Here is a 22,093-nt window from a genome sequence, read left to right on the forward strand (position 1 = left end):
GGGTGGCGGGGCCGGTGGGCGTGGCCGACGGAGCGGGGGACCGGGACGGCGTGGGCGCGGAGCAGGCGGACGCGGCCAGGACGGCCAGTCCTGCGGCGACTGCCAGGAGGTATCTCATCTAGAGGTCCGTTCACTGGTGCAGCAAGGTCAGGGCCTTGGCCAGCGCGGGGTCGCGTCCGGCGGCCGCGTCCTTCGGGGTCAGGGGTACGTGGTGGTCGGGTGGCACGCCGATCGGTCGATCACCTCGCGATTGGGCCCCAGATGGTGCCTGGCGGGGAAGCTCAGGAGGGTGTTGTTGCCGAGCAGGTACGGCTGCGCCGGGCCGGAGATGACGCCGGCGGTTCTGGTGCCGACCAGTTGGCCGACGCGCAGGTCCTTGACCGCGGAGCTGAAGTGCTCGCACGCCGAGGCGCAACTGCGGTCGGTGAGTACCATCAGCGGCAGGTTGAGCAGCTCGACGGTGTCGTCGGTCCGCGAAGTTTCGCACTTGCCGTTCACGGTGCACTGGTAGGCGGTGACCTTGCCGTGGGCGAACGCGCTCACCAGCCGGGTCGCCTCCACGGGGCTGCCGCCGCCGTTGCCGCGCAGGTCCAGCACGACACCGGTGAGCGTCCGGCTGGTGCGCAGCCTGGAGATCGCCTTGAAGAACCTGTTCGCGGAGTCGGGAGCGAACCCGCGCAGCCGTACATAGGCGATGTCGTCGTCCAGCAGCTTCGAGGTCACCACTTGCAGGGCGGGCAGATCCCGCTGGTAGAGGCCGGGCTTGAGCGTCACGCTCCAGCGGCGGCCGGTGCTCTGCCGCAGGAGCCGTAGCCGGACCGGGCGCGCCTCCGGGTACCCCGGGTAGAGGGCGGCGATGGCGGGGGTGGCCTTCCCGTCGATGAAGGGCGCTGATCCGTTGACCGATTCGATGATGTCGCCCGGGCGCAGCCCGGCCGCTTGCGCCGCGCCGCCCTGCACGATGGTGACGAACAGCGGGCGGAGGGCGACGCCGGGGTTGCCGTCCACCTGTGGGCCGTTGACGTTCGCCTGGAGACCTAGGCCGTAGCCGTCGCCGTCGTAGTAGTCGGGGTGACGCCCTGCGGCGTCGTGCGCCCAGCGGGCGTGGTTGTCGCCGAGGCTGGCCACGATGGCCTCGAGGGTGACGACGGCCAGCTTGTCGCGGAGGTCGGGGACCTGATCGGTGGTGTTGCGGTAGGCGGCCTCGAAGGCGGTCCAGTCGGTCTTGCGATCGCCGGTCAGCGCGGGCATGGTCGCGTCGGGCACGTCGCGCTCGTTGCGGTTGAGCTCTTGGGTCAGGGCGACGAATCCGGCGCTCAGCAGCGAGCGGGCGTCCAGTGTGGCGCCGCTGTAGTAGTTGCCGAGGATGCAGAAGTACGCCTGCTCGATGACGTCGATCGTGGTGACCGTCTCGGCCCCGGGAGGTCCCTGGGGGCGTGCGCAAGCCGTACTGCCTGCCGTGCTCGCCTGGCTGCGCGGCGGCGTCGGTGCCGTGCAGGCCGCCGCCAGGAGGAGGGCGAGCCCGGCGGCCGCGATCCTGGTGATGGTCATGACAGGCGCCTGCGGATCCACCAGAAGGAGAACCACGTGAGGCCGAGGGTGAGCAGGGCGTAGATCCCGGTCTCGATCCACTGGAAGGGCCAGAAGCGCTCAAGGGGCTGGTAGGTCGCCTGCTGCCGGTAGCCGAGCCGGTTGATCTCGACCATGCAGCTGTCCCCGGCGCTCGCCGACGGTGCGCAGGGGCCCGACGTGGTGGAGACCCGGGCAGCGGCTTCATCGTCGCCGCTGGCAATCGTACGTCCGGACGCGTCGATGAGGGCGGTGGACAGGACCCACGCGCCGGTGTCGCCGGGAACGGCCGACCTCAGGCGAATCTCCACATATCCGCCTCGGTCCCGGTTTATGCCGATGCCGTTCACGTTCGTCTTGCCGAGCTCGAAGGTCGAGGTGATCGGGGGCATCAGGTGGGGCCGGACCAGCAGCGGCATGGCGAGCTGGATCGCGGCGAAGGCGGCCAGGGTGAGGGCCATGGCGGGCAGCGTGCGGCGTACCAGCATGCCCACGGTCACGCCGAGGACGAAGGTGAAGGCCGCGTACCCCATCGGGGCGATGCCGCGCGCGCCGAACACCAGGGGAGCCATCAGGGCCAAGTCCTCAGCGGCTGATTTGTCCAGAGGGTCGGACCACCAGGTCACCATGAGGCCGCACAGGCCGGCGAAGGCCACGGCGGTCAAGCCCATGAGCCCGAGTTTGACCGCCAGCCAGCGGCCGCGGGTGATGCTCTGGTTCCACACCATCAGGTGCGTGCCCGCCTCCAGCTCGCGGGTGATCAACGGTGCCCCCCAGAAGAGCCCGGCGAGGGCGGGCAGGAGCAGCACGACGAGAGTCAGGGCCATGAACGAGGTATCGTGCCCGCCGAGGAACCGGTCGTAGAAGCGGTCGCAGGTGTTGTCCTGGGTGCAGGCTGCGATCCCAGCGGAGTAGTCGGAGGCCAAGCCGGGGCCGGTCAGGGCCAGGGCGGTGGCGAGGATGACGAGCAGGGCGGCCATCATCGCCGCCGAGCCGCGGAACTGGCGCCAGGTCAGCCAGATCATAGCCGCACCTCCAGGGCGACTCGCTGGTCCGCGGTGTGCTTGTCCATGTAGGCCAGGACGAGGTCCTCCAGGCTGAGTTGGGTGACCGTCCAGGCGGGGTCGTGGATCGGGGCGTCGGTGCAGATCACGTACGTGCTCTGCCTGTCGGTGTGGCGCGCGGAGACCACGTGCTGGTCGGCGGGGAGCCGGTCGGGATCGCGGCGCGGGCCGGTGAGCCGGTGATGGGTGGCCATCAGCTTGTCGACCTCCCCGGCCACCTGGACGCGGGAGTCGACGAGCACGATCAGGAAGTCGCACACCCGTTCCAGGTCGGAGACCAGGTGGGAGGAGAGCACCACGCTGAACTCGTGCTCGACCGTGGCCTCCATCAGCCCCTGCAGAAACTCGCGGCGGGCCAGCGGGTCGAGCGAGGCGACCGGCTCGTCCAGAATCAGCAGCTCGGGCCGCTTGGCCAGGCCCAGGGTAAGGGCGAGCTGAGCACGCTCGCCGCCCGACAGCTTGCCTGCCCGCTGGGCGGGATCGAGACCGAGTTGCGCGATCCGGTCCCGCGCCATGGTGGCGTCCCAGCGGGGGTTGAGCCGCGCTCCCAGCCGCAGGTGATCGGCGACGGTCAGCCCGGCGTAGACGGGGGTGTCCTGGGCGACGAACCCGACCCTGGCCAACTGCGCCGGGCCACTGGCGGGACGGCCGCCCAGCACGGTGATGCCGCCCGCCGTCGGCTCCAGCTGGCCGCTGGCCAGCTTCAGCAGCGTGGTCTTGCCGGCTCCGTTGGGGCCGACCAGCCCGACGACGTGGCCCACCGGGATGTCGATGGTGCACTCGCGCAGCGCCCAGCGCTTGCCGTATTTCCTGCCCAGTCCCTGGGCCTGTAGGACAGTGTTCACGCTATGTCCTCCTGAGCGGTGGTCCGAAAGGTGGTCATGAAGAGGGCCTCGATGCTTTCGTCGTCGAGTCCGGCCCGGCGGGCCTTGGCCAGCCAGCGCCGCAGTTCCAGCCGCAGCGGGCCGTGCGCGGCCAGCGAGGCGTTGGTGAGCGTCGCCGTCACGAACGTCCCCACCCCTGGCCGGGCGGCGACCAGGCCCTCGTGCTCGAGTTCCCGATAGGCCTTCAGGACGGTGTTGGCGTTGATCGCCAAGTGCGCCACGACCTCCTTGACGGTCGGCAGCTGGTCGCCCTCGCGCAGCACGCCGAGCCGCAGCGCATGCCGTACTTGCTGGACCAGCTGCAGGTACGGCGAAACACCCGACCTGCCGTCCAGATGGAACTCGATCACCGGCTCCTCCATTTATCTACGCTCCTAGAACTTTAGAGTCACAGATGTTAAAGGATCATAAGGATCGCTGTATAGGCCTCGCCCGGTGGCGCCCCGAAGCGGTCCATCGCTCCTCAGCCCTACGCCGGGGTAGAACTTTCCCCTGCCTCGCCGAATGGCTGCCGCAGTAAATACCGGATTTACTGCGGGCAAGCTCATGATCGCGGCCATGCTGACCTGGAGCGCCTCCCTCGGTGACCGAGGTCGAGGTGTACGCATTTATTGCGGCAGAGCAGAGAGCTGGAAATGATGAGTGCTGGCACCGCCGACGTGATCCCCCTTGGCCAAGATCGCCCCGAGACGTACGGCGACGCGGTCGAGGCCTATCTGCGCTCGGCCGGGATCGGCGAGTCGTCCAAGCGGATCTATCGCATCTCGTTGACGATGTGGGCCTGGCTCGCCTGCGGACAGCAACCGCCGCTCGGCAACAGTGCCGTGAAGCGGTCGGCCTCTTGGACGTAAGCGTGCCCGACGGCCGGCTGATCACCGGGGACGGCTCCGTGCACGGCCGCCGCTTCGCTCTGGGCTCCCTGACCGCGGGCGGCGCGGGAAGCGACGGCCCCGCGACGCTGCTGTGCCGGGCTCGCGGTGGCGCGAGCCGTGCTGTCCCAGGTTTCCGGGGCGCTGGTGCACGCGGCGGCCAGACGCGGCGCCCTTCACAAAACCAGACCCCGCGTGGGGCAATCATGCAAATTATGGATTACATGAAAGGGAGGCGCATGGCGGCAGGGGTGGGGTTGCGCGGCCTCGGCCACACCTTCGGCAATGGTCACGCCGTGCTGCGGGACATCGAGCTGGACGTCCCGCCGGGCGAGATCGTGGCCATCCTGGGCCCCTCGGGCTGCGGGAAATCGACCCTGCTGCGGCTGGTGGCCGGGCTGGAAGCCCCGGCTGCCGGAAAGGTGCTGGTGGACGGCCGCGCCGTCCGGGGGATCGACGAGCGCTGCGCCGTGGTCTTCCAGGAGCCGCGGCTGCTGCCCTGGCGCGACCTCGCCGGGAACGTGGCGCTCGGCCTGCCGAAGGGCACCGGCCGCGTGGACGGTGACCGCATCGTCCGGCACTGGCTCGACGTCGTCGGCCTGGCCGGCTTCCACGGGCACCGGCCGCGCCAGGTGTCCGGCGGCATGGCCCAGCGCGCGGCGCTCGCCAGGGCGCCGGCCCGGCAGCCCGGCGTGCTGCTGCTCGACGAGCCGTTCGCCGCGCTGGACGCCCTCACCCGGCTGCGCATGCAGGACCTGCTGGCCGACGTGCAGCGCGGCGCCGGGACCACGGTCCTGCTCGTCACCCACGACGTGGACGAGGCCCTGCACCTGGCCGACCGGGTGGTCCTGCTCGGCAGCAGCCCGCCGGACGCGGGCGCGACCGTCCTGACCGTGCTCGACGTGCCACATCCCCGGCCGCGTGACCGCGCGCACCCCGAATGGGCCGGGCTCGACCCGCTGATGGCGCAGAGCCAGGTGGACGCCGGCTCCAAGCTCGTCTACCGCAACCCGGCCTTCAACTCCTACGGCTTCCTCAATGCCCGCGAAGGCTTCCTCACCGAGCATCCGGACCTCGCGCAGAAGGTGATCGACGCCTACGAGCGGGCACGCGCGTGGGTCGCCGCGCACCCCGCCGAGGCCGTCCAGCTGCTGGCGGCCGACGCCAAGCTCACCCCCGAGGTCGCCTCGGTGGTGCTGAAGGAGCGGACGGAGACGGCGATCAGCCCGGTGCCCGGCGCCGAGCAGCGCGCGGTGCTGGAGCGCATCCTGCCGACCCTCGTCCGCGAGAGCCAGGTGCGCTCGGAGACGGAGGCACGTAGCGCGCTGGACTCGCTGTTCGAGCCCCGGTTCGCGGAGAAGGCGCGGGCGTCTTCGTGACCGAGCGTGCCGGCGGTCCCGTCTCCAGGCCGGCCGACGTTCGGCGGCCGCGTTTCGGCGGGCGTCGGCCGTCGCGGACGGGGCGGATCGCCGCGGGGCTGGTGGTGCCGCTGATCGTGCTGGCCGCCTGGCAGGTCGCCGCCACCGCGGGTGTGTTCACCCCGGCGCAGCTTCCCGCGCCCTCCGCGGTACTGGCGGCGGTGGCGGAGCTGGCTCGGCGCGGCGAGCTCTGGCAGCACGTCGCGATCAGCGGGCAGCGCGTCCTGCTGGGCTTCGCCGCCGGCGCGTCGGCGGGCGTGGTGCTGGGCGCGGTTCGGTGGGCAGGTTTGCGTCAGGCGGCGGCTGGTTCGAGGGTGACCTTGTGGCCGAGAGCTTCGAGTTTGGCGATCAGCCGCTGGGTTTCCTTCTCGGGGTCTTTGCGGATGGTGAATGCACCCGCATGACAACCAGTGCTCAGCAGCTGATCGAAACGGCACGTCTCGCACCGCTGGCCGGCCCGTTCGACTGGGAACAGGTCGAGCACCGGCTCGGGGCGCCCGTGCCGCAGGACTACCGCAAGCTTCTCGACGCAGGGGGTGGCGGACTCTGGCTGGGCTCCTTGAGGCTCTACGTTCCGGCGCCCGGCCCCGGTCTCAAGCACGTCGATCTCGAGCGGTCGGGGCTGGAGTTCGAACAGCTCCAGGACCTGTTCGAGGACGAGGTCGTGGGACCGCCCGACGATCTCGACCCTGATTCCAGGCTGCTGCCCTGGGCCTCGACCGGCACGGGGGTCACGCTCTATTGGCAGGTCTCACCCGAGGCGGCGGCCGATTCGTACCCGATCCGGGTCTCGGACCGGAACGGCGACGTGTGGGAGAGGTACGACCTGCTCACCACCGACCTTCTCCTGGGAATCGCCCAGGGCGAGGTGCACAGTGAGCTGCTCAACGAGTCGTGGATGGAACGCGACGTGCTCTTCAAGCCCTACGCCGACGAGTAGCGCGGTTCGGGCCCTGCTCTGAACACTGCGGCAGCTTGCAACCCCACGCCTTTCGACCATCCACCTGCGCGCCGAACGCGAGCAGCCTACTTGTCTGACGTGCCTGAATGTCCTTCAAGCGGCTGACCGGCTAGAACGCTTGACAACCCCAGATAACCATCGAACACCTTGCGGGCCTCATCGGGGGTGAGGCCGGGGCCGTCGTCCTCGATCACCAGGACCGCCTCGGCCCCGGCCGTCCCCACGCCGATCCGGATGCACGCCCGGCAGGCGGTGGCGGGCCGTGGCTGGCGCAGACCCTGGTGGAGGTGGTGGGCATGGTCCTCTACGTTCGCTTGGTGCCCAGGCTGCTGCCCCTGCGTTAGCCGCTCGCCGAGCGGGTCATGGTGCTCGCCCGCGCGCCCGGCGGCGACACGCTGCCGGAACCCTTCATCCGCGCGTGGCTTGGCCGAACCGGCAGTCTCCGGTTTTGTCGGTTCTATCTGTGTATGCGTCGAAGCGGCCACCGGCCGGTGCTGGGGGATCGCGAACTGTAGGACGCAGGCATGAGGCACGTGAGAGGAACGTGGCAAGGCCATGACGATCGCAGGTGACAGCCGGGCTCCGTGCCGGGGGGTCGGGGCGATCGGCGCCCCCGGGCCTCCTTCGTTGGCCCAGGGCATCGAGCGAGCGGATGATCGAGCGGCGTGGCACGGGAACGCCGCCGGCACTCACGAGGGGGCGCCGAGTGAGCCTCTTGGACAGGTTCCGATCATCACTACCGGCGAACGGATGAGCTGGCAGGACCTGGTCAGGTCCGCCGGCAGCGCGCTACCCGTCGTGCTGCTCGGCGGCCTGGACGAGCCGCTGCAAGCCACGACCCTCAACTCACTTCTGAAACACGCCCTGGTCGCCTTGGCCCGCCGCGACCGGGGTGGCGGCCGGTGCGGACTCCTGGCGCTGCCGGCGGCGGGCCAGCGGCGCCAGTGTGCGCTGGATGATGAAGTACTCGGCCACGAGCACGTTGCCCAGGATGGACGCCCACCCGCTGGCGGTGTAGATCGCGTCGAACTCCAACGAGGTGGACGGCGGCTTCAGCTGCAGGCCGAGGAGTAGGTAGATGCGCAGGGTGACCGCGGCGAACGTCAGGGCGTAGTTGCGGATCATCCAGATCCGGTGCAGTTGCACCTCGCCGCGCCGGATGCACCGGTAGGCCATGGTCAGCGTGTACAGCCAGGCCACCGCGAGCATGTAGAACGCGACCTGGAGCGCGAAGCCGCCGAGCGTGACTGCGGCGAGGAACACGGCCGCCACGGAGGCGATCACGATGGAGATCATGTACACCCGGCCGAGGACCCGGTGCAGCTTGGGCCTGGTGACGCGCAGCCGGGTCACGAACTGCAACGAACCGATGATCAGGGCAAGGCCGGCGAAAACGGCGTGCACCCCGAGAAACAGATAGTGCGCGGCGACGTCCGGGTCGGTCGGCACATTGCTGTCGGCCGAGTTCCCGGTCAGGTACGGCGGCACCGCGTAGCCGGCGATGCCCACCGCGAGCACGGCCATCAGCCCCCACAACGCCCACCACCAGCGGCAGCGGGTGGTCTTCGAGACGGGTGCGGCGGTCATTCGGCGCTCCAATGCTTGTGATTAGTCACTATCAAAAGGTGGTAGTCGGTGCTCGCCTGAAAACGCGCGGCCATCGAATCGGCTAACTGTGCCGCGCGTTGTACCGGATGGCTCAGTCCAGCCAGTGGGACATGGCGTTGACCACGTTGCCGCCGTCCAGATCGGCGAGGGAGAGTCCGACCGAAGCAACCGCGGTTTCGGAGGTCTGCCAGCGGAAACGTGGAGTGCCGGTCGTCGCCGCCTCGATCACGACCGCGGCCGCCTCCTGAACCGCCTGCGCCTTCCCCATGGCGGCATAGGCGGCTTTGAGGTACTTCTCCCCCAGGTTGCGGTAGGGGTCGTCAGGGTTGGACAGGGCCTCAAGGTTGATGTTCTCCGTGACGTTCGTCGCGACAGACGCGGGCTCGACCACGCTGACCGCGATCCCGAAACGGGCCGCCATCGGCGCGAGCGACTGCATCAAGCCTTCGAGGGCGAACTTCGACGCGCAGTAGGCGTCAAGGAACGGCTGGCCGACGACGCCACCGTCGCTGCTGACGCTGACGATTCGGCCGCCACCGGATTCCCGCATCGACGCCAGCACATGCCGGGTGAGCGCGGCGGCGCCCAGGAAGTTGACGTCGAGTTGCTGTTGAAGGGCGGCGTCGTCGAGTTGCTCCAGCGTACCGATGGTGGCTTGACCGGCGTTGTTAACGAGGATGCCGATGGGCCCGAAGTCTGCGGCCACCTGGTTGAGGCACGCACGAGCACCGTCGCGGTCGGTGACGTCCAGCCTCCGCACCGCCAGGTCGACTCCCTGGCGGGCGGCCTCGGCCCGCAGGCGGTCGGCCCGGCTGGTGTCCCGCATTGTCGCGACGACCTGAATGCCCTTGCGCGCCAAACCCACGGCGGTGTGAAGACCGATCCCACTGGATGTCCCCGTCACGACCGCGACTTTCTTGTCGCTCATATCGAACTCCCATCGAGAGCGTGGGGCAGCGACCAGCACACCATCTCCTCTTCGGAGAAACCCCACCCGAACGCACCCGCGGGCGCGGCAACGACGACCGCCTGTCCCCTCGGCGGGAATCTCGCCGATCATGGCCTGGAGCCATCGTCCGGCACGGCGATATCGGCAGTGCGCGTGAGGGTGGTCCATCCGGCAGGAGCCGCCGCGGCGGTCTTGTCCAGCTTCTCCTGCGTCCGGCCGACGGCCACGACGGTGGCGCCTTCGGCGGCGAACCGGTGCGCGACCGCGGCGCCGATGCCCGACCCGGCTCCCGTGACCACCACTGCTTGATCGGCAAAACGATTCACGACTGCGGTCCTCCCATGGGCCGGGCTGATCCACCGGTTTCGTGTCCAGTTGCAGGCCGTACGCCTGGGGTGCTTACGCTAGAAGGAGCGACACCGCATACGGTTGTACGGCAGCGCCATACCGGCAGAAGATCAGCGCCACAACAGCTGAGGCAGCCCTGACAGCGACGAACAAATCCAGGTCCGGCGGTACGTTCTCCGCGGACGTCACCGCACCGGGCACCCCGACGCGCGGCTACGACCGCTTCCGGAGCGGGTGGGAGGAACAGGTCGGCTCGGCATATCCCGCGCCCCCTTTCACGCCGGGCAGCATCGGTGACTTCCGGATCAGTGCACGCGCCGTCAAGGTGCATGACTCGATGATCGCGGATGTCCACAGCGAGTCGCTCATCGGCGGCGTTTTCGACCCCCGTGACGACCGGGCCCTGATGCACGTGGTACGGCACCGCGCCTGGAGTTTCACGCGGCGGCGCGGCGCGGAGATCACCGTATCGGCCGGGCATTTCGCGCTCCGCCACAGCGGCCCGTCGACGTTCGAGGTCGCACAGGGCACGACGGCGAAGGTGCTGATCCTGCCCGCGTCCGCCCTCCAACCGCTGATCGGTGACCGCCTGATCGCCGGATCGGCTGCCTCGGCCGAAATGCGTCTGCTCATGGCCCACGTGCACCTGGTCGGCGAGATGTTCGATGACCTTACTCCGGCCGGTGCGCAGGCCGCCCACGGCGCGCTGATCGAGCTCGTCAAAGGGGTGCTGAGGCAGGAGTTCGATGACACCGAGCCTCGGCTGGCCCTCGCGCTGGCCCAGGCGGCGAAGGACCTCGTGGACAGCCGTCTCGCTGATCCGGATCTCTCTCCGTCGATGCTGGCCCGCGAACTCAACGTCTCTGTACGGACGCTGCACCGGGCGTTCGCCGCGGCTGAGGAGTCCGTGGCCGGGTACATCCGCCGCAGCCGACTCGAACAGGCCCGCCTCCAACTGCTCGCATCGAGGGGCCGGCCGAGCATCTCGGAACTTGCCGCCCACTGGCAGTTCGCAGACAGCAGCCACTTCATCCGGGCCTTCAAGCGACAGTACGGCCAGACACCGGCCGAGTTCGCCCGCTCGTCCGGTGGCCCGGCGCCTGGGGCCTGAGATCCGAATCGCGATCGTGCTCGACAACTTCTCCCCGCACCTGACCACGAAGGCCGATGCCTCGCGGGTCGATGCGGGCCTCGGTTGCATGGGTCGCGACAAGACGAAGACGACGACACCGATCTCTTCGCCCTCTACCTGGGCTCACCACCAGGGGTGCGAAGAAGGGGCAACGCCCGTCTCCCACGACCGTCATGCGTATGCTTCGCATGACGAGCGGCAGCCACGACCTGAGCGTCAGGCTCAGCCACCTGCGACCTTGCGTGGCTTCGGGAGCGGAGGGCCCTGTATAAGGAAGGCATCGACGCCCTGGTCAAGCCCCAGCCGGCCAGCGCGCCCGGTGGCCGCTTCACCAAGGACGCTTTCACCGTGGACCTGGAGACCGAGCAGGTGACCGGCCCCAACGGGGTGGCGGCCGGGATCCGCCGGCGTGGCGACGGTGGTGGGGCGGCCGCCTTCGGCGCGGCGTGCGGATCCTGCTCGTTGCGCGAGCGGTGCACCACGGCCAAGGACGGCCGCGACATCAAGATCAGCCCGTATGAGGAGCATCTGATCCGGGGCCGGGCCAACGGCACCGATCCAGAGCGTCGAGGATCTCACCGCGCTGCTGCTGACCTCGGCGGGGGAGCGCTGAGGTCGAGACAGTTACCGCTCCCGGACTGCGTAGGTCAGGTGGGTCGCCCGCTGCGTCGGCTCCGCGCGGACCGGCTCCAGGGCCACGCGGTCCGCGTCCACGCCCTCGAACAGGCGGATTCCGGAGCCGAACAGCACGGGTGAGAGCGCGATCGAGAACTCGTCGATCAGGCCGGCGTTCACGTACTCCAGGATCGTCGCGCCGCCGCCCGCGATGCGGACGTCTCGGTCGCCGGCGGCCTCGCGGGCCTGGTCGAGCGCGGTCTCGATGCCGTCGTTGACGAAGTGGAAGGTGGTCCCACCCGGCCGCTCCCAGGGGTCACGCTTCTCGTGCGTCACGACGAAGACCGGCGTGTGGAACGGCGCCTCCTCCGGCCACATCTGCTCGCCGGCGTCGAACATGCGCTTGCCCATCACGCTCGCGCCGGTGCGCTCGAACGTCTCCCGCACGATGTCGTTGTCGCGCCCTTCCTCGCCACCCTTGCCCAGCTTCAAGTTCTCCCGGAAGAACCGCTGCGGGAAGATCCACGCCTGCAGTTCCATCCACTGCCGCCCCATCAAATCCCCGAGGGACCCGGGCGCGATGAACCCGTCCAGCGACATCGACACGCTGAAGAACACCTTCCCGGCCATCAGCCCTCAACTCCCTTCCGAACGATCTCGGTGACGTAGGCAGCCAGGTTGCTCAGGGTCTGCTGGCCGCCCTCGATCGCGTGGTACTTCTCGACCGCCTCGTCGCGCAGTTCCTTGGTGGGGAACACCGTGCGCATCTCGATCCGGGTCGCCGCGCCGTCGGGCGCGAACGTGAGGACCGACTCGAAGGCGTTCGGGTCGCCGCGGGACTCACCGTGCAGCAGCGCGATCCGCCCCGGCGGGGCGATCTCGGTCCAGGAGATCCACTCCTGGTAGTCCGTCCCGTCCGGTCCGTGCATCACGAAGTCCCACTCCCCGTCGACGCGGAACTCGAACGCGCGCGTGGTGGTGGTGAACCCCTCCGGTCCCCACCACCGCGACAGGTGCCGGACTTCGGTGAACGCCTCGAACACCAGCTCCCGTGGGGCACTGATGACCCGGGAGATCACGATCTCGCGGTCGGCCGTCGCTGACTGCGCCGGCGCGTCCCGTCCTGTTGTTGCCATCGGTCATTCCTCCTGTCTTGCCTGCTTGAGGTCCTGCACGTACGCGTCCAGCCGGTCGAAGCTCTCGTTCCAGAACCGCTCGAACCCGCCGGTCCACTCGTGGACCGGTCGCAGCCCGCGGGCGTCAAGGCCGTACAGGCGCTGCTTGCCTGCCTTGCGGTCCCGCACCAGCCCGACCTCCCGGAGCACCCGCAGGTGTTTGGACGCCCTCGGCTGGGTCATCCCCAGCTCCTGGGCTAACTCGGTCACCGGCCGCTCACCCGCCAGCAGCAGCACCAGGATCTCCCGGCGCTGCGGCTCGGCGATCGCGTTGAAGACGTCCGACGTCGTCGCTGCTCGTGCCATGGCGCCATCATATTCCGATATCGGCATGCGTCAAGCCGAACGACTCCTCGGTGCGGGTGGCCATCAGCGGGTTGCTGAACAACCAGGGGTGCTGGGACTATTTCCTCAGGGAACAACGCCAAGGACTCTCCAGTTGCTGGTCGGCCTGGGCGCGCGTGGTCTCGCGGGACAGTCGATCGGCGTCGATGGTCTGACGGAGCCGGTCGCGTTCAGTGACGGGGATGGGGCGGCGTCCGAGCCAGTCGGGCCAGCCGTCAGGCCGGGTGGGTGACAGAGGCGAGACGCGGGCGGCGTTCTCTTCGGCTGGCGTGGTGCTGCCTTCGGCCACGTGGCTCCTTGTCTGAGGTGGGGCGCATGTGAGCGGTGGCAGGCCCAGGACCTGAACGCGGCCACGGTCGCGAAGGTCGACCAGTACGTGGCCGCGGTGGAGGCGTTCGCGGCGAGCAACACGGTCATCTTGGCGTTGGCCGATGAGCTGGCCGCGGGCACGATCGACAAGATACTGGCCAAATCGGACCTGGAGTTGGCGTGGAGACCTTGGTGGAGGCGGTGTCATGACGGGCGAACCCGTTCCCAGACCAGACGCTGGTGCAGGTCCGCCACCCACTCGCCGAGGGCGACAAGGACGAGCAGTCGTGGCCGTGGCTGCCGGGGCTGTGCGGGGCATGGCCGCCCCGGGTGAGTGGGAGATCGTGGTGACCGATGACCGCCTGGTGGAGGGGTTGGACGCCGACGGGGACCCGGTCTACCCGGTCTGCTACCGCACCGCAGAGGCGATCCGCCTGCGGTAGTCCCTCGCTACGTTCAGCTGTTCCCGCAGGGCTGCGGGTGGGGGCCTGGCCGGTCAGGTCGCGCTCTGAGGAAGGCACGGAACCGCTCGTCGCTGAAGTCCGCCATGGTCGCGGCCTTGAGCGCGTTGAGCAGCTCCACGTCCGCGGTGCGGTAGTTGGCCCGGCCGACACCAAGCTGAGCCGGGTCTCCGACGTTCAACGCGTACAGCGGGCCCAGCAGGTTGGCGCGGAACTCGGGCTCCTGCATGTACTCCATCGGGTTGGAGCGCTGCACGCAAGACCAGGCGGAGATGTAGACGAGCCGGCTCACCAGCTCGGGGATCGCGTTGCCCACGCCGGTGATGGTGAGGCCGCCGAGGCTGGCCGCCACCAGCACCACGGGCCCGTGCTCCGCCACGCGCCGGGGGCTCCACGGTGTGGCTGATCTTGAAGAAGGCCGGCATCGACCCAGCGCCGCGACGCGCGGGACCGACCTGGAGTGAGTTCCTGCGTGCTCAAGCTGAGGGGATCTTGGCGTGCGACTTCTTCCACTGCGACACCGTGCTGTTCAAACGCCTGTATTGCCTGGTCGTCATGGAGATCGGCACCCGCAGGGTGCACGTCCTCGGCGTCACCGAGCACCCGACCGGGCCGTGGGTGGCACAGCAGGCCAGGAACCTGATGATCGAGCTGGGGGACAGGGCGAAGGGGTTCAGGTTCCTCATGCGCGATCGGGATACGAAGTTCACCACGATGTTCGACGACGTCTTCACGGCCGGGGGCATCTGCATCCTCAGGACGCCCCCTCGCGCTCCGCGGGCCAACGCGTTCGTCGAACGCTGGATCGGTGGTCTGCGCCCGAGAACTTCTCGATCGGATCCTCATTCGTCAACGCTCGCCATTTACGGCGCGTGCTGGCCATTTACGAGGCCCACTTCAATGAGCATCGCCCGCATCGCTCCCTGGGCCAGGCCGCCCCGCTGCGAGCCCCTTCCCGACCCGGTCGAGGACGATATCAGGGTCATTCGGCGTGACCGCTTCGGCGGGCTGATCCACGAATACGCGCAGGTCGCACAGGGCGGCCGAGTTCTTGGCACCCACAGGGTCATCGTCACCCTGCGCCGCGAACTCTTGTACCGGATCCTGATCCTCAACGAACGCCACCTGACCTTCGTGCTCCGCGAGTATCTGATCGATGACAACGGGCACCGACCACACCAGTCTCGAACAACATCCCCGGACATCGCAACGCAGTCTGCCCACGACGTGACCGAACTCAACGACCTGCGATCCGTTCGCCGAAAACCCGTCGTCGCAGGCACAATCAACGAACACCACCACGCCGCTTAACCGCAGCTCAGGCTACACAACTCAATATTCGAGCGGCACACGACCGGAACGAGTCCTGTTCGTCAGTTCCGCGATCTCCGGCAGGTCGGTGCCTCCACGTTGGTTCAGTCTGCGGAGGCTGGTTCGACATAGTGATGGTCATAGGGGAACTGATCAGCACCGTGATCGACAATGGTGCTGCACCGGTGCCGGACAAGCTCGATCATCGATACCGGGTCGAGGTCCTCATCCCACCTCTCGTCGTGATCCGGGTCCAGGGCCTTGTCCACGTTGTAATGCAATTGGCCGTTGACCAGGTAGTCGCGGCGGAAGTCGGTTGCCCACTGCGAATTGTGTCCCCAGGCGTGCGAGAGGTCATGGGTGGATCGCGATCGGCGCCAAAAGGACCAGTACAAAGTGGATCGGTCAGCGACCCCTCCGACCAGGTGTCTCGCCCCGGCGGCGACGACCACTCCGGCCCGTATCAGCAACATGGACCCGACGAGATAACCGGGCCAGCGCTCCTCGACGATCGAGGGCCGCTCCTCAGGGTCGTCGGTCTGCCGCACCTCGACGATCTCGTGGAAGAACGGGTGGAACTCACGCCTACCGATCTGATCCGCACCCAGCGCCCCACAAAAGGCAGGGTAGGCGCCGACCGGCGGATGAAGCGCGTCCGGAGTCGCCGCCAGATCGTGCGAGGGGTGCTGGTAGTTCAGAATGAGCAGGTCGATGATGCGGCCCACGGCGTACAACCGCTCCAGCGTGCTGTAGCCCCGGTAGGGAGGCTTCCCCAGGGGGATCAGGTGACTCTCGGGTCGGCCTGCCTCCCGCACTTCCTCTACGTGCGCCGGATGCTCATTCAGCCACCGCCGCAGCTCATCGGCCAGCCCGGGACCCTCGTGACCAAGGATCCTCTCGTACAGGAAACGCCAGTGGTGACCCGAGTGGACATCGTCGCTCATGTGCCTAGGGTCACATGCCGGGACGTTCCCAGCATCCGCCGAGCGGGGAAGGACATCGGCGGATGGCCCGCTTGGTATTCGCGCCGACCGTCGGCGGGGGTGGGGTACCCGGAGACCAGCCGTTCGGACTCCGTCACGTTTTGGCACCCACACGCCGAACCCACACGCCGAACGCCGTTCACGCTCGCGCTGGTACACCACCAAGACCGAACCGTCCTTCGAAGATATGGTGATCAAGCTCCGCCGCGTCATCATCGCCGAACGTTTTCGGCCCCAAGCCCCTTACCAGGCCACACCCGAGAAACCCAGGGTCCTCGCAGCCGGGGCCGCAGCCGAAACATGATCGTCCAGAAGTGCGAAACACGAGAGGTACTTACGGCACCTGTTTGCTGTAACTCCTGGAAGTCCCGCAGTGAACACAGCTCAGCGCCGCCCGCGGAAGGCGTCGGCCGCGGACCTGTCGATGGTCGTCAACTGGGCGTGGACCTGGTCGAAGGTGGACGGATCGAGGTCACGTAGCAGGGCGCGGGCGTGACGCCAGTGCTCGCCGGCGGTCGCGTGGTCGCCGGCGAGGTGGTGGCAGGCTCCCAGGTGCGCGAGGGTGCTGGCCTCGGCGTACGGGTCGCCGAGCTCCCGGAACACGTCGAGGGCCTGACGGTAGCAGGGGACGGCCCCGGCGGGGTCGCCCAGCTGGAGGCGGGTGTCGGCGAGGCATGACCACGTGTGGGCCTCGTAGGGGCGGTTGCCGAGCTTCTGATGCCGGACCAGGGCCCGCTCGCACAGGTCAAGGGCCTGGCCGTGGTTTCCCAGGCGCCCGTGGTACCAGCCGAGGTGGTGAGCGCGATGGCCTGTCCGACCTCGTCGCCCAGCCGGTCGAAGAGGTCGTGGGCGCGTCGGGCGGCCTCGAGCGCGTCGGCCTCCCGGCCCTGGAAGCCGTACACGAGATTCCGGAAGTAGTGCGTCCACGCCTGACCGGAGGGGACATCCTGTTCCAGGGCGGCGTCGAGGTGGTGGTGGGCGTCGTCGAAGCGGCCCAGATCGGCCAGCGCGGCGGCCAGATTGCGGCACGCGCGGGCCTCCTCCACCGGGTCGCCCAGCCGCCGCGCGGCGGCCACGGCGGCCCGCTGGGTCTCGGCCCGGTCGTGCCAGCGTCCCCGCCGGTGCAGGAAGACGAACAACGCCCCCGCCAGCCAGCAGACGTGTCGGTCAAGCCCCAGGTCGGCGGCCAGATCGAGGGCGGCGAGCAGGGCGGGACGCTTGTCCGCGAACCAGGCCATCGCCTCGTCCGTCCCGGCGAAGCCCGTCACGCAGACGCCCGCGCGGGGCGAGGCGAGGGCGATGGTCTCGATACGCCCGTGCAGGTGCGCCACGGCGGCAAATGCGGAATGGACGTAGTGGTCCAGGACGCGGTGCCGCGCGGCGTCCCGGTCCGCGTCGCGGGCCTCGCAGAGTTCGGAGGCGTACGCGCGCAGCAGGTCGTGGCACGAGTACTGGCCCGGGGCGTGCTCGGTGAGCAGGTTGGCGCGGGTCAGCTCGGCCAGCGGTGCCCGTACCCGCGAGACTGGGACGCCCACCAGGCTGGCGGCGGCGTCGACCGTGCAGCCGGGACCGGGATGCAGCCCGGCGACCAGCCGGAACGTCCGGGCCGCCGCCTCGTCCGCGAGGGTCTCGTACGACCAGGAGAAGATCGCCCGTACGTCGACCGTCACCCAACGGCACAGCGCGGCACTAAAAGATCTTGCTTCTAGTCCGACGGTCGCAGGTTCGAATCCTGCAGGGCGCGCTTTGATCATGGTCTGACCTGCGGTGATGCGGGATCGGATGCGTTCTAGAATTTTCCTCTGGCGTTTGTGCGCTCCGTGCGTGTGGGGCTCAATAATTGGATTCGGTGTCTGACCTGCTGATTCTCGGTGGTTTCAGCTGGCGATCTGGTACTCGTTGATGAGGCCGCCGAGGATGGCTTTGCGGTGGACTCGTTGGTTGGTCAGGTCGATGGGGGTTGGCGGTCCGGTTTCGGCTTGGGCTGGGGACAGCTGTCCGATGCTGCGGTGGGGTCGGGTCGTGTTGTAGTGCTGCAGGTAGCGGGTGAGGGTTCGGCGTAGGTGGTGCTCGTTGAGGATGAGCGTGATACTCAGGAGTTCGCGACGTAGGGTGCCGATGAGCCTTTCGCAGTGTGCGTTCGCTTTCGGGGCCTGCGGTGGACTCTTGAGGACACGCAGAAGGGGGCAGCGAAGACCGCGTCGAAGGCATCGGTGAACTGGCCACCGCGGTCGCGGATCGGGAACTTCCGCTTTGTCATGTCGGTGCCGGTGTTCATCAGGAAGTTGCGGACGGTCTTGGTGGTCCAGGGGCCGGTGGGATTGGCGGTGACGCGGAGCAGGTGGGCACGGCGGCTGCCGTGTTCGAGCATGATCAGGGCGTACAGGCGGGTGAGGTTGATGGTGTCCACATGGAGGTAGTCGACGGCGATGATGTGCTCGGCTTGGGTGGTCAGGAACTGCTTCCATGTCGGTCCGTTGCGGCGCGGAGCGGGATCGATCCCGGCTCGGTTCAGGATGTTCCATACGGTAGAAGCCGAGATCTTGTGGCCGAGGCGGGTCAGTTCTCCATGGATGCGCCGGTGGCCCCACCTTGGGTTCTCCGCGGCCATGCGCAGGATGAGGGTCTTGACCGCAGCCGCGGTGGGTGGCCGTCCGGGACGGCGACGTTTGCTGTAGTCCCACCTCTTGGCCACGAGTGTGCGGTGCCAGGCCAGCAACGTGGCCGGTCTGATCGGGAAGATGTCCGCCCATCGGGAGCGGGGTATCAGGTGTGAGAGCGCTGCCAACCACAGGCGATCGGCCGGCTCGTAACGCACCTGCGGGACCTGACGGCGCAGGACCGTGTTCTGATGCCGAAGCACCGATCCCGAAGTTCGGATGGGTGCCGCAGCCGGTGCCGGGGAACGTCGCAGTCCGCCACTCCGGCGACGGGGAGACGCTCGGGGCGATGCTGCTCTCCGGGGAGATCGACGCCCTCATCTCAGTCGACGTGCCCAAGGAGGTCCTCGCCGGTGACCCGCGGGTGCGTCGCCTGTGGGTCGACTACGAGGCCGTGGAGCGTGACTACTACCGGCGTACCGAGATCTTCCCGATGATGCATGTGGTCGCCATCCGCAAGGACTACCTCGCCGACCACCCCGAAGCGGCGAGAGCAATCTACGACGCGTTTCTCCAGGCGAAGGAGGCGAAGGCGACGCACTATCGCGCCCAGGCGTCCAAGCAGCACATGGCTCTGATGACGCCCTGGTTCAGCGAGCTGTTCGCCGAGAACCTGCGCACCCTGGGGGAGGACTGGTGGCCCTACGGGGTGGAGAAGAACCGCACTGCGGTCGACACCTTCCTGCGCTACGCCCACGAGCAGGGTCTGGTTCAGGACCTGCTGACCTGTGAGGACATCTTCGTGCCCTGGCTGTTGGAGTCCTGATGCCGGGCGACGGAAAGCGGATGCGGCTCGTCGGGTTGGAGGAGCACTTCGTCACCAGCACTGTGCTCGATGCCTGGGCCGTCAACAACTTCATGTCGATCGCCTACTCCGACATGTTCCCCTCCCTGGCCACCGCCGAGCAGTCCTCCCGGATCACCCTGCGGGCGGGCATCATGGCGGCGATGGTGATACTCATCGTCACCCGCGGCCGCCTCGGCTACCGCCCATCCGCAGAACCCGACCGCCAGGACCGCGCGACGATGGCGGCCTCGCACCAGTGACCTGCCTCGGCTCCCATGGCCGCGAAGGGCCTGATGCCGCCCTTGGTGCGGTTGCCACGTCGAGCTCATGGAGCTCCAGCGGCGTTCGCCCTGTGACAGGTCCGGGAAGCGGAAGGCGCAGCCGGCGCCAGCCCCAACCGCGGGCACATCGCATGCTTGCTCAATTGTTGGAAATTTACGGATGGAAGTTGTGGTAACCGGTATGCGTTCGGTGACGAACCAGGGTTTCGGCCTCCTGGGGCGGCGTCTGATGGCCGCGAGGAATGGGACCTTCGTCGGGCGCCAGGAGGAGCTCGCCGCTTTCGGCGCGGCGCTGCGGAGCGGTGACAGGGTTCTGTTCGTGCATGGTCCCGGCGGTGGCCCGCGATCCGGCCTGGGAGATCGGGCCTTGCGGCGATCTTCCATGGCCCATAATGAACCTATGTGGCACTTGCCCCTGCCCGGGGAGTTCCTGCTCCTCGCGCACCAGGAGTCTGGCAGGGTGCGTGACTTCGAGCAGGCGGCCTACGGCTGCGCCGCCGCCGAGCTCGGCGAACTTGCGCTGGGCCGCAGGCTGCGGGTGCGCGTCCGCAAGTCCAAGCTGTTCGGCTTCGACGTCTACCGCGCCAGCGGCACGATCGAACTGCTGGACACCCGCCGCACCGGTCTCGGCTGGGCCGACGACGTGCTGGGCACGCTGCAATCCGGCTCGGGGCTGCACGGGTGGCTGCGCCATCGCCGCCGCGCGGCCCTCGCTCTGCACCGCGACGCACTGATCGGACAGGGCCTGCTGCGCCACCAGCCCGGCAGGCTCCTGGCCGGAGAACGCCACCACCCCGACCCGTCGGCCCGCGGCTCGCTCATCGCCCACTTACGCGCTGTCTACGACCAGCAGGCCCCGCTCGACGAGCATCTGCTGTTCCTGAGCGACCTCGTGGACAGCGCGGGGTTCGCTGGGGAGCTCGGCCTCAGGCTCAGCTGGCAGCAGCGCAAGGACCGCGCCCGCGGCGTCGGGGCCGTGCTGGACTTCGCCGAGGACCTGCGTGACACCAGCACCGTGCTGAGCGGCGCCATACCGAGCCCGCGTAGCGGTGGCGGGGGCGACGGCGGGGACGACGGCGGCGGCGAGTGACCCCGCGGCGAACGCGGTCAGGGCACCCACCCGGGTGCTCGTGACCGCCTGCGGCTCCCTGGCGGTCAGCGCGAGGGCGGCTGCCGGTCGCGGGCACACGACGGGCCGGCGCTCTGCTCGCCGGGTAGCCCCGGTGCATTGCTGCACCGGGTCCCCCTCAAAACCGTGCGTGCCACTCGTCGCGGCACACGGCTCAAGCAAGCCGCGAAGGGCGGTTCAGGTGTGCTGTGCTGGGCTCCTGCGCAGGCGGGCGCGGTAGCCGCGATGGCAGGAGGCGTGAACAAGGCGGGTCTGGCCATCGCCGGCGGGGCCGGGCCGTCCGTAGTGCGTCAGGTAGTCGGCTGCTATCGCGCGTCGGACGACGTTCAACCACCATCGCGCCCATTGTTCAGGCGATTCGGGTGGCTGGTCCACTGTGAGCAGGTGGTGCCCGCAGAGCGAGCAGCGGCCGTCCTGCTTGGTGAGCAGGCGGAGACTGTAGCGATCGAGCGGAGGCTTCACCCGAGCTCGCCGTTTGGCCCAGTACTCGGCCAGGCGTCTGTTGAATCCTGACGCAAAGTCGGTGGATCCGGTGGACGACCACGGCGGCTGTCCTGGTGCTGGCTGGGATTGCTGCTGTGGTGTCGTTTCGGCATATGCGTGAGCTGGCTGTGGCGCATAGTGAGGATGAGTTGGCTGCGGCTCTCCTTCCATTCGCGGTGGATGGCACGATCGTGGCGGCGTCGATGGCGCTGTTGAGGGCCAGCAGGCAGGGCGCTCGGGGCGGCGTATTGCCGTGGGCGTTGTTGATCGTTAGCAGCCTGGCGATTATCGGGGCCAACGTGGCGGTCGCGGAGCCGACGGTCACGGCCATGCGCAGGACGAGGGTCTTGACCGCAGCCGCGGTGGGGGGCCGTCTGGGACGGCGACGGTTGCTGTAGTCTCACTTGTTCGCCACGAGTGTGCGGTGCGAGGCCAGCAGGGTGGCCGGGGTTATCGGGAAGGTCTTCGCCAGCGATCGCGGGGGAAGTAGATGCGAGAGCGCCGCCAACCACAGACGGTCGGCCGGTTCGTAGCGCACCCCGGGACCTGACGGCGTAGGACCGCCTTCTGGTGTCGAAGCACCAGCAGTTCCGCCTCCTTGGAGACATTCCTCCGCAGCAGCAGGGACCCTGCTGGTTAACTCGCGACACGCGGGTTCGGGTGTGTGATCTGACGGGCTTTGTCCGTGATCATGCTGTCTGCGGTCGTTCCCTCCTGGCCGCGGATGGAGTTGACTGTGTCGGTGCACCCGA

Annotated in this window: 30 protein-coding genes; 12 read left to right on the plus strand and 18 right to left on the minus strand. The window is 68.6% G+C overall.

Annotated features, from left to right (window positions below):
- Positions 1 to 198: 198 nt before the first annotated feature.
- From ITP53_RS40170 to ITP53_RS40185, 4 genes are read right to left on the minus strand one after another with little or no spacing between them, the layout of a single operon-like run.
- Positions 199 to 1,551, minus strand: a complete 1,353-nt coding sequence (locus tag ITP53_RS40170) for a S41 family peptidase (protein WP_236051677.1) — start codon at positions 1,549 to 1,551, stop codon at positions 199 to 201.
- Positions 1,548 to 2,594: an ABC transporter permease gene (locus ITP53_RS40175; protein WP_195900709.1), complete on the minus strand. Its 1,047-nt coding sequence runs from the start codon at positions 2,592 to 2,594 to the stop codon at positions 1,548 to 1,550. Before ITP53_RS40175 ends, ITP53_RS40170 begins: the two co-directional genes overlap by 4 nt.
- A complete protein-coding gene (locus ITP53_RS40180) occupies positions 2,591 to 3,478 on the minus strand; it encodes an ABC transporter ATP-binding protein (RefSeq protein WP_195900710.1) in 888 nt (295 codons plus the stop codon). Before ITP53_RS40180 ends, ITP53_RS40175 begins: the two co-directional genes overlap by 4 nt.
- Positions 3,475 to 3,867: a GntR family transcriptional regulator gene (locus tag ITP53_RS40185; protein WP_328817308.1), complete on the minus strand. Its 393-nt coding sequence runs from the start codon at positions 3,865 to 3,867 to the stop codon at positions 3,475 to 3,477. Before ITP53_RS40185 ends, ITP53_RS40180 begins: the two co-directional genes overlap by 4 nt.
- A gap of 288 nt (positions 3,868 to 4,155) precedes the next feature.
- Between ITP53_RS40185 and ITP53_RS40190 the strand changes: the two genes are divergently transcribed.
- The 4 genes from ITP53_RS40190 (at position 4,156) to ITP53_RS40205 (ending at position 6,744) form a co-directional block, all read left to right on the plus strand.
- A complete protein-coding gene (locus ITP53_RS40190) occupies positions 4,156 to 4,368 on the plus strand; it encodes a hypothetical protein (RefSeq protein ID WP_195900712.1) in 213 nt (70 codons plus the stop codon).
- Between the two features lie 257 nt (positions 4,369 to 4,625).
- The gene (locus ITP53_RS56405; protein ID WP_207757097.1) at positions 4,626 to 5,765 is read left to right on the plus strand and encodes an ATP-binding cassette domain-containing protein; all 1,140 of its coding nucleotides are present in this window, start codon (positions 4,626 to 4,628) and stop codon (positions 5,763 to 5,765) included.
- Positions 5,762 to 6,208 (plus strand): hypothetical protein, encoded by a 447-nt coding sequence (locus ITP53_RS40200; RefSeq protein ID WP_195900713.1) that lies wholly within the window; start codon positions 5,762 to 5,764, stop codon positions 6,206 to 6,208. The genes ITP53_RS56405 and ITP53_RS40200 overlap by 4 nt, the downstream gene beginning before the upstream one ends.
- Positions 6,205 to 6,744: a hypothetical protein gene (locus ITP53_RS40205; RefSeq protein WP_195900714.1), complete on the plus strand. Its 540-nt coding sequence runs from the start codon at positions 6,205 to 6,207 to the stop codon at positions 6,742 to 6,744. The genes ITP53_RS40200 and ITP53_RS40205 overlap by 4 nt, the downstream gene beginning before the upstream one ends.
- A gap of 86 nt (positions 6,745 to 6,830) precedes the next feature.
- Here the strand turns inward: ITP53_RS40205 and ITP53_RS40210 are convergent, their stop codons facing one another.
- The 4 genes from ITP53_RS40210 to ITP53_RS40225 all read right to left on the minus strand — a co-directional run bounded on the left by ITP53_RS40210 (position 6,831) and on the right by ITP53_RS40225 (position 9,648).
- The gene (locus ITP53_RS40210; RefSeq protein ID WP_195900715.1) at positions 6,831 to 7,250 is read right to left on the minus strand and encodes a hypothetical protein; all 420 of its coding nucleotides are present in this window, start codon (positions 7,248 to 7,250) and stop codon (positions 6,831 to 6,833) included.
- Positions 7,251 to 7,611: 361 nt separating this feature from the next.
- On the minus strand, positions 7,612 to 8,352 hold the full coding sequence (locus tag ITP53_RS40215) for a DUF2306 domain-containing protein (RefSeq protein ID WP_195900716.1): 741 nt from the start codon (positions 8,350 to 8,352) through the stop codon (positions 7,612 to 7,614).
- Between the two features lie 112 nt (positions 8,353 to 8,464).
- Complete coding sequence (locus tag ITP53_RS40220; RefSeq protein WP_195900717.1) at positions 8,465 to 9,301, minus strand: SDR family NAD(P)-dependent oxidoreductase; 837 nt, start codon at positions 9,299 to 9,301, stop codon at positions 8,465 to 8,467.
- A gap of 128 nt (positions 9,302 to 9,429) precedes the next feature.
- The gene (locus tag ITP53_RS40225; RefSeq protein ID WP_195900718.1) at positions 9,430 to 9,648 is read right to left on the minus strand and encodes an SDR family NAD(P)-dependent oxidoreductase; all 219 of its coding nucleotides are present in this window, start codon (positions 9,646 to 9,648) and stop codon (positions 9,430 to 9,432) included.
- A 359-nt stretch (positions 9,649 to 10,007) separates the two neighbouring features.
- On the opposite strand from ITP53_RS40225, the gene ITP53_RS40230 reads away from it, so the two are divergent.
- Complete coding sequence (locus ITP53_RS40230; protein WP_207757098.1) at positions 10,008 to 10,781, plus strand: helix-turn-helix domain-containing protein; 774 nt, start codon at positions 10,008 to 10,010, stop codon at positions 10,779 to 10,781.
- Positions 10,782 to 11,426: 645 nt separating this feature from the next.
- Here the strand turns inward: ITP53_RS40230 and ITP53_RS40235 are convergent.
- Genes ITP53_RS40235 through ITP53_RS40245 form a run of 3 tightly spaced genes read right to left on the minus strand, consistent with a single transcriptional unit; the run spans position 11,427 to position 12,898 of the window.
- The gene (locus tag ITP53_RS40235; protein ID WP_195900719.1) at positions 11,427 to 12,047 is read right to left on the minus strand and encodes a dihydrofolate reductase family protein; all 621 of its coding nucleotides are present in this window, start codon (positions 12,045 to 12,047) and stop codon (positions 11,427 to 11,429) included.
- Entirely contained in the window at positions 12,047 to 12,553 is a 507-nt protein-coding gene (locus ITP53_RS40240) for an SRPBCC family protein (protein ID WP_195900720.1), read from the minus strand. The genes ITP53_RS40235 and ITP53_RS40240 overlap by 1 nt, the downstream gene beginning before the upstream one ends.
- Positions 12,554 to 12,556: 3 nt before the next feature.
- Positions 12,557 to 12,898 (minus strand): ArsR/SmtB family transcription factor, encoded by a 342-nt coding sequence (locus tag ITP53_RS40245; protein WP_195900721.1) that lies wholly within the window; start codon positions 12,896 to 12,898, stop codon positions 12,557 to 12,559.
- A 635-nt stretch (positions 12,899 to 13,533) separates the two neighbouring features.
- On the opposite strand from ITP53_RS40245, the gene ITP53_RS40250 reads away from it, so the two are divergent.
- Entirely contained in the window at positions 13,534 to 13,689 is a 156-nt protein-coding gene (locus tag ITP53_RS40250) for a hypothetical protein (protein WP_195900722.1), read from the plus strand.
- A 13-nt stretch (positions 13,690 to 13,702) separates the two neighbouring features.
- On the opposite strand, the gene ITP53_RS40255 is transcribed toward ITP53_RS40250, so the two are convergent.
- Positions 13,703 to 14,086 (minus strand): hypothetical protein, encoded by a 384-nt coding sequence (locus tag ITP53_RS40255; protein ID WP_207757099.1) that lies wholly within the window; start codon positions 14,084 to 14,086, stop codon positions 13,703 to 13,705.
- Positions 14,087 to 14,103: 17 nt separating this feature from the next.
- On the opposite strand from ITP53_RS40255, the gene ITP53_RS40260 reads away from it, so the two are divergent.
- Positions 14,104 to 15,018, plus strand: a complete 915-nt coding sequence (locus ITP53_RS40260) for a hypothetical protein (protein WP_207757100.1) — start codon at positions 14,104 to 14,106, stop codon at positions 15,016 to 15,018.
- Positions 15,019 to 15,122: 104 nt separating this feature from the next.
- Here ITP53_RS40260 and ITP53_RS40265 read toward each other — a convergent pair whose 3' ends face one another.
- Together ITP53_RS40265 and ITP53_RS61440 are read right to left on the minus strand one after the other, a co-directional pair.
- Positions 15,123 to 15,962, minus strand: a complete 840-nt coding sequence (locus ITP53_RS40265) for a hypothetical protein (RefSeq protein WP_195900724.1) — start codon at positions 15,960 to 15,962, stop codon at positions 15,123 to 15,125.
- 423 nt (positions 15,963 to 16,385) lie between these two features.
- Entirely contained in the window at positions 16,386 to 17,030 is a 645-nt protein-coding gene (locus ITP53_RS61440; protein WP_407941381.1) for a tetratricopeptide repeat protein, read from the minus strand.
- A 131-nt stretch (positions 17,031 to 17,161) separates the two neighbouring features.
- On the opposite strand from ITP53_RS61440, the gene ITP53_RS61445 reads away from it, so the two are divergent.
- Entirely contained in the window at positions 17,162 to 17,710 is a 549-nt protein-coding gene (locus tag ITP53_RS61445) for a hypothetical protein (RefSeq protein ID WP_407941382.1), read from the plus strand.
- Positions 17,711 to 17,878: 168 nt separating this feature from the next.
- Here ITP53_RS61445 and ITP53_RS61450 read toward each other — a convergent pair whose 3' ends face one another.
- Both ITP53_RS61450 and ITP53_RS40275 read right to left on the minus strand, forming a co-directional pair.
- On the minus strand, positions 17,879 to 18,181 hold the full coding sequence (locus tag ITP53_RS61450) for an integrase core domain-containing protein (protein ID WP_407941383.1): 303 nt from the start codon (positions 18,179 to 18,181) through the stop codon (positions 17,879 to 17,881).
- Complete coding sequence (locus ITP53_RS40275) at positions 18,094 to 18,864, minus strand: helix-turn-helix domain-containing protein (protein ID WP_207757103.1); 771 nt, start codon at positions 18,862 to 18,864, stop codon at positions 18,094 to 18,096. Before ITP53_RS40275 ends, ITP53_RS61450 begins: the two co-directional genes overlap by 88 nt.
- A 20-nt stretch (positions 18,865 to 18,884) precedes the next feature.
- On the opposite strand from ITP53_RS40275, the gene ITP53_RS40280 reads away from it, so the two are divergent.
- The 3 genes from ITP53_RS40280 to ITP53_RS40290 all read left to right on the plus strand — a co-directional run bounded on the left by ITP53_RS40280 (position 18,885) and on the right by ITP53_RS40290 (position 20,819).
- The gene (locus ITP53_RS40280) at positions 18,885 to 19,427 is read left to right on the plus strand and encodes a substrate-binding domain-containing protein (RefSeq protein WP_195900725.1); all 543 of its coding nucleotides are present in this window, start codon (positions 18,885 to 18,887) and stop codon (positions 19,425 to 19,427) included.
- Positions 19,427 to 19,708: a hypothetical protein gene (locus ITP53_RS40285; RefSeq protein WP_195900726.1), complete on the plus strand. Its 282-nt coding sequence runs from the start codon at positions 19,427 to 19,429 to the stop codon at positions 19,706 to 19,708. Before ITP53_RS40280 ends, ITP53_RS40285 begins: the two co-directional genes overlap by 1 nt.
- Before the next feature lie 421 nt (positions 19,709 to 20,129).
- Complete coding sequence (locus ITP53_RS40290) at positions 20,130 to 20,819, plus strand: GOLPH3/VPS74 family protein (protein ID WP_207757104.1); 690 nt, start codon at positions 20,130 to 20,132, stop codon at positions 20,817 to 20,819.
- A gap of 216 nt (positions 20,820 to 21,035) precedes the next feature.
- Here the strand turns inward: ITP53_RS40290 and ITP53_RS40295 are convergent, their stop codons facing one another.
- Positions 21,036 to 21,320 carry a hypothetical protein gene (locus ITP53_RS40295; protein ID WP_207757105.1) on the minus strand — a complete coding sequence of 95 codons (285 nt, stop codon included), beginning with the start codon at positions 21,318 to 21,320 and terminating at the stop codon, positions 21,036 to 21,038.
- Positions 21,321 to 21,385: 65 nt separating this feature from the next.
- On the opposite strand from ITP53_RS40295, the gene ITP53_RS40300 reads away from it, so the two are divergent.
- On the plus strand, positions 21,386 to 21,739 hold the full coding sequence (locus ITP53_RS40300) for a DUF2637 domain-containing protein (RefSeq protein ID WP_328817319.1): 354 nt from the start codon (positions 21,386 to 21,388) through the stop codon (positions 21,737 to 21,739).
- A 2-nt stretch (positions 21,740 to 21,741) separates the two neighbouring features.
- Here ITP53_RS40300 and ITP53_RS40305 read toward each other — a convergent pair whose 3' ends face one another.
- Complete coding sequence (locus tag ITP53_RS40305) at positions 21,742 to 21,879, minus strand: hypothetical protein (RefSeq protein WP_195900728.1); 138 nt, start codon at positions 21,877 to 21,879, stop codon at positions 21,742 to 21,744.
- Positions 21,880 to 22,093 lie beyond the last annotated feature (214 nt).

The organism is Nonomuraea cypriaca, from assembly GCF_015645445.1.
GTDB classification, from domain to species: Bacteria; Actinomycetota; Actinomycetes; order Streptosporangiales; family Streptosporangiaceae; genus Nonomuraea; species Nonomuraea cypriaca.